Raw genomic sequence first — 16,682 nt, forward strand, 5'->3', positions numbered from 1 at the left:
TCAGACTAGGGGTCAAGGTGATGCCTTAGGCCGCGTGCATCAGGCATGCTGTTCGGCGTACCCATGCCTATTCTTCCGGCGGGCCGCGGCCCGCTCAGCACAGGATCCCGCGCCGGCCTCGGCGCGGCCCTCGTGCTGCTCGCGGTCGTGGCCGCGGTGGAACTGGCGGACGGCCGCCAGGCCAGCCACGTCGGGCTGCTGGCGGCGGTGCCGTTCCTGACCGCGGTGTTCGCGTTCTGGCGCACCGTGCTCGGGGTCGGCGCGCTGGCCACGGTGGTCGGCATCGTGTTCGCCTGGGTGGACGGCCGGATGACCATGTCCGAGCTGGTGAATGTGCTCGGCATCGTGCTGGCCACCGGGATCGCGGCGGCCGTGGCGACGATCCGGCAGCGTCAGGCCAGCCGGATCGCCGAACTGCTCAAGCTCGCGGCGGTGGCCCAGCAGGCGGTGCTGCGCCCGCTCGGCCCGCAGGTGGGGTCGCTGGCGGTGGCGGGACGGTACATCTCGGCGACCGCGGCGGCGGACATCGGCGGAGACCTCTACGAGGCCCTGGACACGCCGTACGGAGTACGGATCATCATCGGCGACGTCCGCGGCAAGGGCCTCGACGCGGTCCGCCTGGCCAGCATCGTGCTGGGTTCCTACCGGCACGTCGCCTATGAGCGGGCCGACCTGCGGGCGATCGTGGCCGACCTGGACCGGGCGGTGGCACGCAGCGTCGGCGACGAGGACTTCGTCACCGCGGCTCTGGTCGAGGAGCGCGGCGGCACGCTGACCATCGTCAACTGTGGACATCCGGCACCGCTGCTGCTGCGCCAGGGCGAGGTGATCGCGCTGGATCCGCCGTCGCCCGCGCCGCCGCTGGGTTTCATGCCGGTGGCCCAGCTCCGGGTGGAACGGCTGGAGCCGGGGGACCGCCTGCTGCTGTTCACCGACGGCCTCGGCGAAGCCCGGCGGGAGGGCGAGTTCTTCCCGACCGCCGACCGGGCCTGGCGGCTGCTCGGGCACGGCACGGTCGGCGACGGGCTGGCCTCGCTGGAGACCGCACTGGTCGACTGGGTGCACGGCCGCCTGGACGACGACATCGCGCTGGTCCTGCTGGAGTACGCCGGTCCGGGTGACGACGCGTCGGTGCCCATGCCGAGCTGGGAAGTCGGCGCGGCCGGCAGCTAGATCGCGGCCGGCTGGTTCTCCTCGGCGGTGGGCGCGGGCGGCGCCGGCTCGGGCATCGGTTCCGCCTGGCGATGCTTCCCGACGTACCGCCGGGGCTGCTCGGCCTGTCGCGGCTCCGGAATCAAGCTCTTGATCGTCGCGAACATGGTGACCTCCCGGGTCTTGCGTCCGCCGCCCTCAGGCGGATCCGGCGCGCTTGAAGGATGCGTCGCGTCCATTTCAAGCAACGAAGCAGGACGGTCCTCGATACGTGATCACGGCTCGGCGCCCGGCAAATGTCCGAACGGTTGTCCTGATTCCCACCCGATCGGGGCGTTTGGCGTGCGGATCGAGGTACGCCCACCGTGTACGGAGGACCGGTGCCCCCCAGTCGTGGTCCTCGGGCGTGGTTGCGGCGGCGGCGGCGGCGGCGGGTCAGTCCTCGGCGGCGATGTCGATGCGCAGGGCGACCGGGAGGCCGGCGGCATCGACGTCCAGATGCACGGGAAAGTGGCCGTCACCGACCTCCTCGTCGGAGGGCTCTCACCAGACCCATGACCTGCCAGTGATGCGAGTGTGGCCGGAAGTCGAACGCGAATTTCGGTCCGCCGGGTTCGTCGCGCCGCGCCTCGATGGCCAGCCCTCGCTGGTAGGCCTCCTTGGCCGGCAGATCCACCCACCCGTACTCGACGTCGGCGGAGTCACCGAGCCGGGGCGCGCCGAACTCCGCCGCGACCTGGTCCTGGTCGCGGCCCCAGAGGACCAGGTCGGCCAGCCCGTCGATCGGCTCGTCGTGTTCCCAGGAACTCAAGGCGTCCGCGTCGGCGAAGACGAACCGGGCGTTGTCGACACCGAGATGCCAGAAGACCCACGAGTCGGCCACCGGCGCGTCACTGAGCCCGCCGGGTGCCGGTCTGCCGGTCGAAGGACTCCGCTGCGGCCCGAGCGTCCGGTCCCACGATCGCGAGGTCGGTGACCGCGCGTTCCTCGTCGTGCGGGACCTCGTCGCCAGACCACAGATGCAGGTAGCCACCGTCCGTGATCACCAGATGTCCGGACGGGCAGGTCACCTCGCCGAGCATCGCTTCGATGGTCATGAGCAGAAAGTCTAGGGCCGGCGATCAGCGCCGGAGTCGACCTGTCGCGGCACGGCCGGAACGGCAAAGCTCGGCAGTCCGCTTGTCGATAGCTACCGACGGGTAATACAGTTACTGTTACTGACGGGTAACTCACGTCCTGGAGAGCGGGGCCAGCACCATGACTCACTACCAGAGCAACCTGCGCGACCTCGAGTTCAACCTGTTCGAGGTCTTCGGGGCCGATCGGGCGTTCGGTCAGGCGCCCTTCGACGAGATCGACATGGACACCGCACGCGACGTGCTGGCGGAGGTGAACCGGCTCGCGCGGGAGGACCTGGCGGCCAGCTACACGGATGCGGACCGCAACCCGCCCCGCTTCGACCCGGCCACGCACACCGCGCCGCTGCCCGAGTCGTTCAAGAAGTCGTACCAGGCGTTCATGGATTCCGAGTTCTGGCGCCTGGACCTGCCGCCGGAGCTGGGCGGCACCCCGGCGCCGCGGGCGCTCTGGTGGGCCATCGCCGAGCAGATCCTCGGCGCCAACGCCCCGATCTGGATGTACTCGTCCGGTCCGTCCTTCGCGCACGTGGTGCACGTCGAGGGCAACGCCGAGCAGAAGCGGTGGGCGAAGATCTTCGTCGACAAGCAGTGGGGCTCGACGATGGTGCTCACCGAGCCGGACGCGGGCTCGGACGTCGGCGCCGGCCGTACCCGGGCCGTTCCCCAGCCGGACGGGTCCTGGCACATCGAGGGCGTCAAGCGCTTCATCACCTCGGGTGAGCACGACCTGAGCGACAACATCATCCACTACGTGCTGGCCCGCCCGGTCGGCGTCGAGGGCGTCGGCGGGCCGGGCACCAAGGGCCTGTCGCTGTTCATCGTGCCGAAGTACCACTTCGACCCGGAAAGCGGCGAACTCGGCGAGCGCAACGGCGTCTACGCCACCAATGTCGAGCACAAGATGGGGCTCAAGGTCTCCAACACCTGCGAGATGACCTTCGGTGAGCACGGTACGCCGGCCAAGGGCTGGCTGCTGGGCGACGTCCACCAGGGCATCCGGCAGATGTTCAAGATCATTGAGTACGCCCGGATGATGGTCGGCACCAAGGCCATCGCGACGCTCTCCACCGGCTACCTGAACGCGCTGGAGTACGCGAAGAACCGGGTGCAGGGCGCCGATCTGCTGCAGAACGACGACAAGGCGGCGCCGCGCGTCACGATCACCCACCACCCCGACGTACGCCGCTCGCTGATGACGCAGAAGGCGTACGCCGAGGGTCTCCGCGCCCTGGTCATCTACACCGCCACCTGGCAGGACCGGGTGCTGATCGCGGAGGCGGCCGGCGACCAGGCCGCGGCGAAGGCCGCGGCGCGGGTCAACGACCTGCTGCTGCCGCTGGTCAAGGGCGTCGGCTCGGAGCGGGCGTACGAGATGCTCGGTGCCGAGTCGCTGCAGACGTTCGGCGGTTCCGGCTTCCTCCAGGACTACCCGCTGGAGCAGTACGTCCGGGACTCGAAGATCGACACCCTGTACGAGGGCACCACCGCGATCCAGAGCCTCGACCTCATCTTCCGCAAGATCGTGCGGGATCAGGGCAAGGCGCTGGCCACCGTGGCCAACGAGATGCAGACGTTCATCGCGACCGAGGCCGGCAACGGGCGGCTCAAGGAGGAGCGGCTGGCACTCGGCAAGGCGCTCACCGAGCTGCAGGCCATCCTGGGCACCCAGACGAGCTGGCTGACCGCGGCCCAGGGCGGCGACACCCGGGAGCTGTACAAGGTGGGCCTGACGTCCCGCCGGGTGCTGCTGGCGCTCGGCGACGTGATCGTCTCGTGGCTGCTGCTGCGCCAGGCCGAGGTGGCACTGAAGGCCCTCGGAAATGAGCAGTCCACCGCCGACAGCGCGTTCTACGAGGGCAAGGTGGCCGCGGCCCGGTTCTTCGCCCGCGAGATCCTGCCCCGGATCGGCGCCGACCGGCGGATCATCGAGAACACCACGCTCGACCTGATGGACCTCCCGGAGGAGGCGTTCTGACCGGATAGTCCGCTGCCACCGTCCGCGTTCAGGCGCGGGCGGTGTGCAGGGTGACCAGCGGAAGCGCCCCCGGCTCGGTCTCCGACCAGGCCCGCTCCGCTCGGTGTACGGCGATGCCGCACGTCTTCAGGCCCTCCAGCGCCGCGTCCTCCTGGAACGGGCGGAGCAGCAGGGACACGTCCGTCATGGTGGGATTGTGGCCGATGACCAGCACCGTGCGGACCGACTCCGGCACCGCGCGCAGCAGGTCCACAACCTCGGTGCGGCCGCCGAAGTACAACCCGTTCTCGTACCGGACGTCGGGGGCCGCCACCGCCGGGTCGGACTCGGCGAGCCCGATCGCGACCCCGTGCCAGGTCTGCCGGGTGCGGGTGGCCGGCGAGGAGAGCACCACCTGCGGCCGCAGGCCCTGAGCGGCCAGCCAGACGCCCGCCGCCTGGGCGTCGGCCCGTCCCCGCTCGGCCAGTGCGCGTTCGATGTCGAGCTGCTCACCGGGCGTCTCCGCCTTGGCGTGCCGGAGTAGTACCAGGGTCCGTGCGGTCATCCGGCCAGCTTGCCTGATTGAGAATTCGGACGCCCGGGTAACACGCACATCGACGCATCACCGTGTTTCGAGTCGCCCTTCCGGTGGCGGCATCACAAGGAGGGCCCGATGGGCATCGGCGGAAGCATCTTCCTTCTCGCGTTGGGCGCGATTCTCGCGTTCGCGGTCAACGCGCAGATCAGTGGTCTTGACATCAACGTGGTCGGCTGGGTGCTGATGGCCGCCGGGCTGGTCGGTCTGATCCTCACCGTCTGGTACTGGAACAGCCGCCGGCGCACCGTCGTCGCGGAGCGGCCGGTGGCGGTCCGCCGCGACACCGAGGTGGTCGACGAGTACCGCACCGTGCGGCGGCAGGACCCGCCGCCGCCCACCTACGGCAGCTGAGCCGTTCTCAGCGCTGGTGTTCCACTGGAGCGCTCCAGTGGAACACCAGCGCTGGGTGGCACCTCAGGCGTACAGCGCGAAGTACAGCGCGACGTGGTGGCAGATCGCGGCCACCAGCGTGCAGGCGTGGAAGAACTCGTGGTGGCCGAAGACGGTCGGCCACGGGTTCGGACGGCGCAGGGCGTAGAACACCGCACCCACGCTGTACGCCACCCCGCCGGCGGCCAGCAGCACCAGCGTGGTGACGCCGCCGCGGTGCAGCACCTCGGGCAGGATCGCCACGGCACCCCAGCCCAGCGCCAGATACAGCGGCGCACCCACCCAGCGTGGCACGTGTGGCCAGATGGTCTTGAGGGCCACCCCGCCGACCGCGCCGGCCCAGATGAAGCTGAGCACCAGCGTGGCCTTGCCGGGGTCGAGCAGCAGCACGCAGAACGGCGTGTAGGTGCCCGCGATGAAGATGAAGATCATCGAGTGGTCCAGCCGGCGCATGATCTGGTAGCCGCGCTCGGTCCAGACCCGCCGGTGGTAGAGCGCGCTGATGCCGAACAGGCCCAGTACCGTCAGGCTGTAGATCAGGCAGCTGACGAACGGCGCGATGCCCGGACGGCTGGCGGCGATCGAACACAACACCGCCCCGCAGGCCAGGGCGACGTAGAACGCGTACTGGTGCAACCGGCCGCGCAGCCTCGGCTTGCCGAGATCCGCCGGTTGCATCTGGAACGGTGCGCTGGGGGTCACCGGTCTAGGTTACGACACCGTAGGTTACCTACAGGTAGCTTCTGGGTGGTGAATACGCTCACCCGTCCAGACCACGCAGGATCAGGGGCAGACGGTCCCCGGCGACCGGGTCCACCACCACCGGCACACCCCAGTCCTGGCGGGTCAGGTGGCACGCGGCGTGCTCGACGTCCGCGTCGCACGTCGCCGCCTGCGCCACCACCTGCAGGATGCCCTTCGACACCGCCGGGTTGACCGCCAGCCGCCGGGACAGGTCGGTGCCGGTCCCGGCGCCGTCGAGCAGCAACTCCGGCGGTGCGGCCGAGACCTCCAGCCGGGTCGACGGCCCGTACGTCTCGTCCAGCTTCTGGCCCGGGGCGGGCGTGAAGATCACGTCCAGCGTGACCTCGCCCGGGGCGATCGCGGACGGCGGCCGCTCGGTGCGGTGCCGCTCGCCTAGCACGGTCCGCACGGCACCGGGCGCCAGGCGGGTCAGCCGATGCGCACCGGACTCCACCACGATCACCTCGCCGCCGCCGGTGACCAGGATGTCGCTCGGCTCGGACAGGCCCGAGTCGACGGTCGACACGGTGCCGGTGGCCGGGTCGTACCGGCGTACCGCGCCGTTGTAGGTGTCCGCGACCAGGACGCCGCCGTCGGGCAGCGCGGCGAGACCCAGCGGGTGCTGCAGCAACGCCTCCGCGGCCGGGCCGTCGGCGTGCCCGAAGTCGAACAGGCCCTGACCCACCGCGGTGTGCAGTACGCCGCCGGCGATCCAGCGCAGTGCGGACGTCTCGCTGTCTGCGATCCACAGCCGGTCCCCGCCTACGGACAGACCGGACGGCTGCGCCATCCACACGTCCGGCAGCGGGCCGTCACGCAGCGACTCGACCGTGGTGCCGGCGTACACCCCCACGGTCCGTTTCACCGGGTCGAACCACCACAGCTGGTGGATTCCGGCCATGGCGACGACGATCTGGTCTTCGTACCAGGCCACGTCCCAGGGCGAGGAGAGGTCGGCGGCGAGCGCGTCGTGCGGGCGGTCGTCCACGGTGGACCGCCACGGCCGCCCGCTGCCCGCCACCGTGGTGACCGCGCCGGTGTCCAGCTTCAGGCCCCGGATCAGGTGGTTCACGGTGTCGGCGACCACCACGTCGTACCCGGTGAGCGCGGCCACCCGCTCCGGCAGCAGGCACAGGCCCTGCGGCTCGGAGAAACGCGGCGGATCGTCGGTACGGCCCCGCTCGCCGGTGCCGATGCGGCGTACCACGGTCTCGCCGTCCGCGGCCAGCTCGACCAGCGAATGCCGGGCGGAGTCGGACACCAGCAGCGTGCCGCCCGGCAGCTCGATCGCCTTGCCCGGGAAACGCAACGCGGTGCCCGGCTCGGCGGGCGGCACGTACGGGCCGTCGCCGCGATGCAACGTGCCGTTCGCCTCGTGCTCCGCCACCAGTTCGTCGAGCAGACGCGCCAGCCCCTCGGCGTGCCCCTCGCCGGCCATCGACGCCACCAGGTAGCCGGTCGGGTCGACCACCGACAGCGTCGGCCAGGCCTTGGCCGCGTACTGCTGCCACATCACCATGTCGGCGTCGTCGAGGACCGGGTGGTGCACGCCGTAGCGTTCCACCGCCGCGGCCAGCGCCGCCGGGTCCCGCTCGTGCTCGAACTTCGGCGAGTGCACGCCGATCACCACCAGCACGTCGCCGTACTTCTCCTCGAGCGGCCGCAGCTCGTCGAGCACGTGCAGGCAGTTGATGCAGCAGAACGTCCAGAAGTCGAGCAGCAGGATCTTGCCGCGCAGGTCGGCCAGGCTGAGTGCCCGGCCGCCGGTGTTCAACCAGCCGCGCCCCCGCAACTCCGGGGCGCGCACCCGCGCGCCACGCGGCTCGGCCATCAGCTGCGAGGCTTCAGGCAGAGCACCTGGGTACGGCCGTCGGTGGTCGGGTTCAGCACGTACGGCTGCCCGGGATCGGCGCACTGCTCCTTGGTGTCCGCGACGGACACCACCTCGAACGCGCCCGCATCGCCACAGCTCGCCTTGACCGCCTCGTCACCGTCCCGCTTGACGCACTCGCCGGCGCTGACGCTGAACCCGCTCTCCGAGTCGCCACCGGAGATCAGGTACACCAGGCCGAACGCGAGCCCCACCAGCAACGCGGCACCGATGATCACACCGAGCAGCACCGGCAGCATCCGGACGTGCGGAGTCTCCGGCTTGTTACCCGGCGCGACCTCGACGATCTCCGCCTTGAACTGGTCGAACCGTCCCTGGGAATCGTCCGGATCGGACTCGTCCGCGGCGGGCCAACTGGTCGTCTCACTCGGGCCGGGCGGCGTCACGGTGGCGCGGTTGGGCGGTCCCGGGAACGCACCGCCCATCCGGGGGTCGTCCTCCGTCTGCGGCTGACCGGCCGGCGGGAAGCCGTCGATCCGCGGCGGAGCGGCGTGCATGGACGGCAGCGCCGGCGCCGGCACGTACGGCTGGTCCGAGCGACCGCGGCCGGAGATGTCGGTCGTGTGCTCGCTGTACGGCTCCGGGGGCCGGCTGCGACCGGCGACGTCCGTGGTGAATTCGCTGTACGGCGTTCCACCGTGCCCCCCGCCCGGTCCGTCCGGCGCGGGCGGGCTGACCCGGGCGCTGGCACTGGCCCGGCCGGAGACGCGGGCCGGGGACTGCGGTGCCGGTCCGGGCGGTATCGCGCCACCCGGCTCGTCGGAGCGACCGGGGAACGGGGAACCCTCGGCGCCGCGTTCCGATCCGGGCGGCGCCCAGGCACCGGGACGCGAATCGGGCCCGCCCGGGTCCGAGCCGGGCGACCAGGCGCCCGCGGCACGCTGGCCGTCACTGTCGTTGTCGGGCGACCAGGCGCCCGCGGCGCGCTGGCCGTCACCGTCGTTGTCGGGCGACCAGGCGCCCGCCGCGGGCGGGTTCGGCTTCCGGGCGAGTCCCCAGTCACCGGCAGCGGGTTGTGCGGGCGGCGCCGCGGCCGCCCAGGAGCCGGCCGGACGCCCGTCCTGCTCGCCGGCCGGTGACCAGGCACCGGGGCGCTGCTCAGCCCGGTTGTCGTCGGTGCCGGGGGACCAGGGGCCGGAGGGCTGCTCAGCCCGGTTGTCGTCGGTGCCGGGAGTCCAGGGGCCGGAGGGTCGCTCCGCCCGGTTGTCGTTCGCGGCGGGGGACCAGGCGTCGGCGGGACGCTGCTCCGACTCACCCGTGGGTGACCAGCGGCCGGGGCGTGGTTCCGGCCGGGTCTCGTCCGCGTTGGGCGACCAGGCTTCGGGCTGCTGACCGGGTTCGTCCTGCGCACTCGACTCACGCTGGCGCTTGACGTCCCACGGCCAGGCGCCGGACACGTCCTCGATCTTCCGCTCGGCAGGCTGTTCCTCGTCGGCCTGCGGCTGGGCGGCGCGGCCGTAGACCCGGGCCTGCGGCGCCGGAGTGGGCGGCGCGGCGTCCTCTCCGTCGGCGGGCGGGGCTACCCGGCTTGCTGCCGGCACCGAGGCGCTGGCCGTGACGGGCCGGGCGGTGCCGGTGGCCGGGGCGGGTCGCTCGGCCGGGTCCCGGGGGCCCGGTACCGCGTCGTTGCGCGCCTCGGCCACGGCCGGCGGGTCATCGGTCGGCGAGCCGAACGGGGCATCTGTGGCAAATGACGCACCTCCCCCCGAGCCGGGCCGGCCGAATTCGGCCTGGTCGGAGGCGGGGCGGCCGAATTCGGGTTGGTCCGGGGCGGAGCGGCCGAATTCGGGTTGGTCCGGGGCGGAGCGGCCGAATTCGGGTTGGTCCGGGGCAGGACGGCCGAACTCAGGCTGGTCTGCCGCGCTGCGGCCGAACGGCGACTGGTTGGCGTCCGCTCCCTGGCCGGGCCGGTCGAAGGGCCCGGCGGAGTTGGATGTGCCGAACGGCGGCTGGTCGGCGTCCGCTCCGGAGCCGGACCGGTCGAAGTCCCCGGCCGAACCGAACGGGCTCCCCGCAGATCCCTCCGCGGGACCGGACTGCCGGAACGGCGACGCGCCGCCCGATCCACCGAAGAAGTCGTCACCGGACCGCGCGCCCGAGGTCGGCGACGCGTCAGAGCCCGTCCGCGCATCGGCGGCCGGCTGGCCGAACGTGGCGGAGGAGGGCCGTGGTCCGAACGGCCCGACCGACGGCTGACCGCTGCCGGGCATGCCGCCGGACTCAGAATCGGATGCCGGCGCGCCGAAGGCCGACGGACCGGAGTCGGCGCCGGAGGCCGGGGCGCTGAAGGGCGTCGCGGGTGGGCGCTGCGCGGGTGACCGCCGGCCGAACGCGTTCTGCACCGCCGAGCGTTCGCGGGCCGCTTCCTGGTTGACCGGTGGCTCGCCGAAGGCCGCGGCCGCCGGGAACGGCGTCACCGAGCCCGGCCCGCCGTCCGGTGCCTGGCCGGCGTTGTCCGGGGTGCGGCGGGGCAGCGCGTCGCCGTTGCCGGCCGGTGCGGTGTCGGGCAGGCCGGTGAGGGTGGCGCCGGGGACGCGGACGCGCTGGTCGCCGAAGGCCGAGACGCCGGGCGGCCGGTCGGCCGGGGTGCCGGGGCGGTCCTGCGGGTCGTCGCCGGCGGAGCCGCGGGTGGGCGAGCCGGGCGCGAAGCCGTGGTAGTCGCCGGCCGGCACGTCGGCCGCACGGTGGGGCTGGGATTCGTCACCGCCGCGGTACGGGTGCGATTCGCCGGAGCGGCCGAACGGGTCGTCTCCGGCGGCGGGCGGTGGCGGGGGCGGCGCCCAGGCCGACGGCGGCGCGTTCCGCTCGGGTGGCGGTACCTGGTCGAACGGCGATGCGGCTCCGAACGCGGCGTTGCGCTGGGGGAGCGGGTTGCCGCGCCGGGGCAGCGTGCCGTCGGCGGCGTCGGAACCGCCGGCCGGGTGGGCTTCGGGGGTCGACGCGGCCGGTGGAGTCTGGCGGTCCCGGTGGGCGTCCGCGGTGGGCAGGCCGTACCGGTTGGGCGGAGCCTCGGCGAACGGCCGTCCGTCGGGTCCGGGGCGGTCGGGTGCCTGGCCGAACACGGGCACGGCGGGGACCACGAACGGCGATCCACCGTTCGGGGTGGCGTGTGGTGGCGGCGCGTACGAGTTCGGCTCCGACGCCGAGGCGCCCGGGTAGTCGCTCCCGGCGGGCGGCTGCGGCGGGGGGTACCCCGAGGCGGGCGGCGGCTGCGGCGGGGAGTAGCCGGCGGCGGGCGGCTGCGCGGGGGAGTACCCCGAGACGGGCGGCTGCGCCGGGGGGAATCCGGCCGCCCCGGGCTGCGCCGGGGGATAGCCGGACGCGGGCGGCTGCGCCGGAGGGAAGCTGGCGGTCGGCGGCTGCGCCGGAGGGAAGCTGGCGGTCGGCGGCTGCGCCGGAGGGAAGGCGGAGACCGGCGGCTGCGCCGGAGGGAAGCTGGCGGCCGGCCGCTGCGCCGGAGGAGGGTACGCCGCCGGAGGTGCTGCCGGTGGGACCGTGGAACCGGTCGCCGGCGGGCGGCCGGTGCCGGGCGGTCCGCCGGGCTGGTCGCCATCCGGGTCCGGCGGGAATCCGTCGGTGCCGAACTGCTCGGCTCCGCCGCCCGACGTGGCCTCGGCCGGCTGTCGGCCGGCGTGCTGCCCCTCGGACGTCATACGCGCCTCCTCTATCACTGTCGGCCGTGCCAGCTGTCGACCCGGCCGGAGAGCCCGTCGCCTCGGGGGAAAGAGGCGTGGCTCCCTGTCGCCGTCCGGCCGGGCCGGGCCGGGTGGCGACCGTGCCAACCGTACCGGGCGTCGGGTACCGCCGGAATCCCGGTGTACGCCCGAAGAGGGCGTCCGGCAACGCACTCGGAGCGGCTCCGGCGACCCCGATATGGGCTCCGACCTGCGGTGGAACGCGGATGGGACGGTTTGGCGGGGATCGTGGCCGGTGGGCGAAGATCCCGACCTGGCTCGATGACCGAGGTCACGTGACGGAACCGGACCGGGGCGGCGGCGGAGACGAGAACGGCCCGCCCGGGGTGACCGGGCGGGCCGTCGTGCTGCGAGTGCAGCGAGGGGAGGGTGCGGTGGCTCAGAAGGGGCGACGCTGCGCGAACAGGGCGATCTCGTCGCGCATCGACTGCGTCGGCGCTGACTGCCACGCGCGCTCGATGGCGCGGGTGTGGCGGGTGATCATCCGGCGGCGGCGGATCCGGTCCAGCATGCTCATGGCGGTGCTCACTTCCCGTGGGCCGTGGTCGGCCCGTCTTTGCTGCTCGTCTCTCTTGGTCTGACACAAGTGTCTCTCGCCGAGAGCCGTACACCAAACGATTATGGGGTGACGCCGCGCACGTGCCTAAGGATCGTAAGTTGAGAAATCCACTTGCCGAACATCCGCCGGTAACCCTACGTCCAGGCGAGGAGCGCCCCCTCCGGATCCGCGAGGAACGCGCCGACGTCGCGGAGGAACTTCGAGCCCAGTTCGCCGTCGACGATCCGGTGATCGAAGGAGAGCGCGAGCGTCGTCACCTGGCGCACCTTGATCTTGTCCTTGTGCACCCACGGGGTGGGCCGGATCGCCCCGAATGCCAGGATCGCCGACTCGCCCGGAGGCAGGATCGGCGTGCCGGTGTCCACGCCGAACACACCCACGTTGGTGATCGAGAACGTCCCGGCGGCCATGTCCGACGGCGGGGTCCGGCCCGACTTGGCGGTCTGGACCAGCGCGTTCAACGCCTCGGCCAGCTCCCGCAGGGTCAACCGGCCGGCGTCCTTGACGTTCGGCACGATCAACCCGCGCTCGGTGGCCGCGGCGATGCCGAGGTTGACGTAATCCTTCACCACGATCTCGTTGGTCGCGCCCAACCAGGTCGAGTTGATCATGGGATGCCGCTTGATCGCGAGCAGGACCGCCTTGGCCACCAGCAGCAGTGGCGAGATCCGCAGGTCCCGGAACTCCGGCCGGCCCTTGAGCCGCTCCAGCGCCTTCATCGTGCGGGTCACGTCGACGGTCAGGAACTCCGTGACGTGCGGCGCGCTGAACGCCGAGGCGACCATGTTCTCCGCCGTGAGCTTGCGGACCCCCTTGACCGGAATCCGCTGCTCGCGCGCCGCGTCGAAGGCCGCCGGCGCGGCGGTGGGTGGCGCCACGACCACCGCTTCGGTACGGGCGGCCGCCCGCTGCACGTCGTCGCGGGTGACCGAACCGAGCGGCCCGGTCCCGGTCAGCGTCCCGAGGTCGACACCCAGATCCCGGGCCAGCTTCCGCACCGGCGGCTTGGCCAGCGCCCGACCCGCGGTGGGCGGTGCGGACACGGCCGGCGGCGCGGACACGGACGCGGTGGGCGGTGCGGACACGGCCGGCGGCGCGGACACGGGCGCGGTGGGCGGTGCGGACGCGGCCGGCGGCGCGGACACGGGCGCGGTGGGGGACGGGGCCGGGGTTGTTGCGGTTGGGGACCCGGCCGGCGTACCCATGCGGGGTCGTCTCTTGGCGCTTGTGGTCTTCGGGCCGTAACCGACCAGCACCGCGGTGCGGCCGCCCGGCGCCGGACCACCGATCATGCCGGGTTCGACCGCACCCTCGGCCGGAGCCACCTCGACTGCGGCCAGCGAATCCGCGGACGGTTCCGGCAGCGCGCCGGCCGACGGATCGGTGTCGATCGCCACGATCGGCGCGCCCACCTCGACGGTCGTGCCGGCCTCGGCGAAGATCCGGGTGACCACGCCGGCCCACTTCGCCGGGATCTCGACCGCGGCCTTCGCGGTCTCCACCTCGACGATGGGCTGGTTCAGCTCGATCGTGTCACCGACCTTGACCAGCCAGGACAGGATCTCGCCCTCGGTCAGACCCTCGCCGAGGTCGGGCAGGTTGAATTCCTTGATCCGGGACATCGGCGTCACCAGCCGAACGAACGGTCGACGGCGTCCAGCACCCGGTCCAGATCGGGGAGGTACTCCTCCTCGACGCGGGCGGCCGGATAGGGCACGTCGAAGCCGGTCACCCGGAGCACCGGCGCCTCCAGGGAGTAGAAGCACTCCTCGGTGACCCGCGCCGCGACCTCGGCGCCGAGGCCGAGGTTTCCGGGGGCCTCGTGCACGACCACGCAGCGACCGGTCTTGCGTACCGACTCGTGGACCGGGCCGAGATCAAGAGGCGAGAGGGTACGCAGGTCGATCACCTCGATCCGGCGCCCGTCCTCCGCGGCGGCCTGCGCGGCCTCCAGCGCCGTGCGGACCATCGGGCCGTACGCCACCACGGTCGCGTCCGTGCCCTCCTGGACCACCCGCGCGGTGTGCAACGGAAGATCCGGGGTGCCGGCCAGGTCGACCGGGCCCTTCTCCCAGTAGCGGCGCTTCGGCTCGAAGAACACCACCGGGTCGTCGGAGACGATCGACTGCTGGATCATGTGGTACGCGTCCGACGGGTTCGAGCAGCTCACGACCTTGAGGCCGGGGGTGTGCGAGAAGTACGCCTCGGGTGACTCGGAGTGGTGCTCGACCGCGCCGATGCCGCCGCCGAACGGGATCCGGATGACGATCGGCAGCCGGACCTTGCCCAGCGACCGGTAGTGCATCTTGGACACCTGCGACACGATCTGGTCGAACGCCGGGAAGACGAACCCGTCGAACTGGATCTCGCAGACCGGTCGGTACCCGCGGATGGCCAGGCCGATCGCGGTGCCGATGATGCCGGACTCGGCGAGCGGGGTGTCGATGACGCGGTTCTCGCCGAAGTCCTTCTGCAGTCCGTCGGTGATCCGGAAGACGCCGCCGAGCTTGCCGACGTCCTCTCCCATGATCAGCACCTTGGGGTCGTTCTCGAGGGCGCGGCGCAGGCCGTGGTTGAGGGCCTTGCCGAGCGTCACGGTCTCGGTCATCAGTGCGCACTCCCCTCGAACGAGGCCTGGTAGCGGGCGAACGCCGCACGCTGCGCGTCGAGTTCCGGCGAACCCTCGGGGTACACGTTGTCGAACATCGTGACCGGCTGGGGGTCCGGCATGGCCAGGACACGTTCGCGCAGGTCGAGGGCCACCGTCCGGGCGGTCTCGTCCACCTCGGCGAAGAACGTGTCGTCGGCGAGCTGCTGCTTGGCGAGGAAGGTGCGCAGCCGGCTGATCGGGTCCTTGGCCTTCCAGGACTCGACCTCGCTGGCGATCCGGTACCGGGTCGGGTCGTCCGAGCTGGTGTGCGCGCCCATCCGGTAGGTGTACGCCTCGATCAGCGTCGGACCCTCGCCGTTGCGGGCGTGGTCCAGCGCGGCCCGGGTCACGGCGTACGAGGCCAGCACGTCGTTGCCGTCGATCCGGACGCCGGGGAAGCCGTAGCCGTCGGCGCGGCGGTACAGCGGGATGCGGGTCTGCCGTTCCAGCGGCTCGGAGATCGCATACTGGTTGTTCTGGCAGAAGAAGACGATCGGGGCGTTGAACACGCCGGACCAGACGAACGCCTCGTTCACGTCACCCTGGCTGGTGGCGCCGTCACCGAAGTACGCGATCACCGCCTCGCCGTCCGGGTTGCCGGTCTTGCCGTCCATGGTGACGCCCATGGCGTACCCGGTGGCGTGCAGCGTCTGCGCGCCGATCACGATCGTGTACGTGTTGAACTTGAACTCGTTCGGGTCCCAGCCGCCCTGGTCGACGCCGCGAAACAGGCCGAACGGCATGATCGGGTCGATCCCGCGGGTGTAGAGGACACCGTGTTCCCGGTACGTCGGGAACGCCATGTCCTGGGGCCGCAGGGCGCGGCCGGAGCCCACCTGCGCCGCCTCCTGGCCCAGCAGGCTGGCCCAGATGCCCAGCTCGCCCTGCCGCTGCAGCGCCGTGGCCTCGGCGTCCAGCCGCCGAACCGTGACCAGGTCCCGGTACAGCTCGCGGTACTCGTCGTCGGTGAAGTCGACCGAATACGTCACGCCGCCGTCGGTGGTGACGCTGTCGACGCGCTCGCCGTCGGGGGTGAGTAGTTGGACGAAGCCACCGGCCGGGGCGTCGGCCCCGACTTCGCTCTCGCCGTTCGCCATCCGTGTCTCCCTGTTCATCTTTGCGCCCACGGCGGGGGTTACCCGTCCGCGCGGCGGACCGCTGTGGCGCCGCGCCTGGCCTGGGTGAGGTTGCCGCGCGGCAGTTCGGCGCGGGCCGAGACCCCGCCGGGGAGTGACGGTCCCCACCGCCGCGCCCCGCTGATCGCGAAGACGACGGCAGCGGTGCCGTCGCACCCATCCTGACAGAGAACGTGAGGCGGGTTACAGGTCGGATGGATCACAGTCGGGAAATTCTCCCGACACATAGCTGCCTGTATTTGTCCGCATAAGAGACTTTCGTACGGTCACTTCCGCACGAACGCCGTCCCGACGCCGCTGCCGATATGAGTGCCCGTCGTTCACCCACATGCCAGACCATCCAGGTTGATCATTGCGGGGGTGTCGCGAGTGCGGGAGCCGGACGACGAACGGCTGATACCGCCGGTCAAGGTGCTACGCAAGCGCCTCGACGGCGTCTACCGCGCCGACGGCCTCTCCGGACCGACCCGCCGATACGTCCTGATCGTCGCGATGCTCGTCGGCCTGGCGTCGCTGCCCACGCTCGCCGCCATCATGGCCGGCTCCAACGAACTCGACGACGGCACCAGCGGCGCGATGGACGTGCCGTTCCTGCCGCTGCCGTCGGGTGGGCCGGTACTGCCCCGGCCGTCCGGGTCGCCGCCACCCCAGGCCGAGCCGGAGCGGCCGGCGGAGGACCCCGGAGCAGGGGTACGCGGACAGGCCGGGCGGCGCACCGTCAAGGTCCCGCCGTCCGAAGGGGACGCCGGCGCCGGGAGGCGGGAGGCCAGGGGA

Annotated in this window: 14 protein-coding genes; 3 read left to right on the forward strand and 11 right to left on the reverse strand. The window is 72.2% G+C overall.

From position 1 onward, the window contains the following. The first annotated feature begins 45 nt into the window (after positions 1 to 45). Positions 46 to 1,173, forward strand: coding sequence for a PP2C family protein-serine/threonine phosphatase (locus LDL48_RS08100; RefSeq protein WP_225254389.1), 1,128 nt, complete (start codon positions 46 to 48; stop codon positions 1,171 to 1,173). Here LDL48_RS08100 and LDL48_RS08105 read toward each other — a convergent pair. The 3 genes from LDL48_RS08105 to LDL48_RS08115 form a co-directional block, all read right to left on the reverse strand. After that, a complete protein-coding gene (locus LDL48_RS08105; protein ID WP_225254390.1) occupies positions 1,170 to 1,391 on the reverse strand; it encodes a hypothetical protein in 222 nt (73 codons plus the stop codon). The two genes, LDL48_RS08100 and LDL48_RS08105, sit on opposite strands and share 4 nt — an antisense overlap. A 278-nt stretch (positions 1,392 to 1,669) precedes the next feature. Then, positions 1,670 to 2,035, reverse strand: a complete 366-nt coding sequence (locus tag LDL48_RS08110; protein ID WP_225254391.1) for a hypothetical protein — start codon at positions 2,033 to 2,035, stop codon at positions 1,670 to 1,672. A 7-nt stretch (positions 2,036 to 2,042) separates the two neighbouring features. Beyond that, positions 2,043 to 2,249, reverse strand: a complete 207-nt coding sequence (locus tag LDL48_RS08115) for a hypothetical protein (protein ID WP_225254392.1) — start codon at positions 2,247 to 2,249, stop codon at positions 2,043 to 2,045. A gap of 160 nt (positions 2,250 to 2,409) precedes the next feature. On the opposite strand from LDL48_RS08115, the gene LDL48_RS08120 reads away from it, so the two are divergent. Beyond that, the gene (locus tag LDL48_RS08120; protein WP_225254393.1) at positions 2,410 to 4,266 is read left to right on the forward strand and encodes an acyl-CoA dehydrogenase; all 1,857 of its coding nucleotides are present in this window, start codon (positions 2,410 to 2,412) and stop codon (positions 4,264 to 4,266) included. Positions 4,267 to 4,294: 28 nt separating this feature from the next. Here the strand turns inward: LDL48_RS08120 and LDL48_RS08125 are convergent, their stop codons facing one another. Continuing rightward, positions 4,295 to 4,810, reverse strand: a complete 516-nt coding sequence (locus LDL48_RS08125) for a SixA phosphatase family protein (RefSeq protein WP_225254395.1) — start codon at positions 4,808 to 4,810, stop codon at positions 4,295 to 4,297. Between the two features lie 108 nt (positions 4,811 to 4,918). Between LDL48_RS08125 and LDL48_RS08130 the strand changes: the two genes are divergently transcribed. Next, positions 4,919 to 5,194 (forward strand): DUF6458 family protein, encoded by a 276-nt coding sequence (locus LDL48_RS08130; RefSeq protein ID WP_225254396.1) that lies wholly within the window; start codon positions 4,919 to 4,921, stop codon positions 5,192 to 5,194. Between the two features lie 63 nt (positions 5,195 to 5,257). Here the strand turns inward: LDL48_RS08130 and trhA are convergent, their stop codons facing one another. The 7 genes from trhA to pdhA form a co-directional block, all read right to left on the reverse strand. Then, on the reverse strand, positions 5,258 to 5,935 hold the full coding sequence (gene trhA, locus LDL48_RS08135; RefSeq protein WP_225254397.1) for a PAQR family membrane homeostasis protein TrhA: 678 nt from the start codon (positions 5,933 to 5,935) through the stop codon (positions 5,258 to 5,260). 58 nt (positions 5,936 to 5,993) lie between these two features. Next, positions 5,994 to 7,808 carry an NHL domain-containing thioredoxin family protein gene (locus LDL48_RS08140; protein WP_225254398.1) on the reverse strand — a complete coding sequence of 605 codons (1,815 nt, stop codon included), beginning with the start codon at positions 7,806 to 7,808 and terminating at the stop codon, positions 5,994 to 5,996. Further along, a complete protein-coding gene (locus LDL48_RS08145) occupies positions 7,808 to 11,521 on the reverse strand; it encodes a hypothetical protein (RefSeq protein ID WP_225254399.1) in 3,714 nt (1,237 codons plus the stop codon). Before LDL48_RS08145 ends, LDL48_RS08140 begins: the two co-directional genes overlap by 1 nt. 421 nt (positions 11,522 to 11,942) lie before the next feature. Next, on the reverse strand, positions 11,943 to 12,080 hold the full coding sequence (locus LDL48_RS08150; protein ID WP_225254400.1) for a hypothetical protein: 138 nt from the start codon (positions 12,078 to 12,080) through the stop codon (positions 11,943 to 11,945). Positions 12,081 to 12,256: 176 nt separating this feature from the next. Next, a complete protein-coding gene (locus LDL48_RS08155) occupies positions 12,257 to 13,744 on the reverse strand; it encodes a dihydrolipoamide acetyltransferase family protein (protein WP_225254401.1) in 1,488 nt (495 codons plus the stop codon). A gap of 5 nt (positions 13,745 to 13,749) precedes the next feature. Beyond that, entirely contained in the window at positions 13,750 to 14,733 is a 984-nt protein-coding gene (locus LDL48_RS08160) for an alpha-ketoacid dehydrogenase subunit beta (RefSeq protein WP_225254494.1), read from the reverse strand. Beyond that, complete coding sequence (gene pdhA / locus LDL48_RS08165; protein WP_225254402.1) at positions 14,730 to 15,869, reverse strand: pyruvate dehydrogenase (acetyl-transferring) E1 component subunit alpha; 1,140 nt, start codon at positions 15,867 to 15,869, stop codon at positions 14,730 to 14,732. Before pdhA ends, LDL48_RS08160 begins: the two co-directional genes overlap by 4 nt. Positions 15,870 to 16,682 lie beyond the last annotated feature (813 nt).

It is taken from the genome of Jidongwangia harbinensis (assembly GCF_020216025.1).
GTDB lineage: Bacteria > Actinomycetota > Actinomycetes > Mycobacteriales > Micromonosporaceae > Actinoplanes > Actinoplanes harbinensis.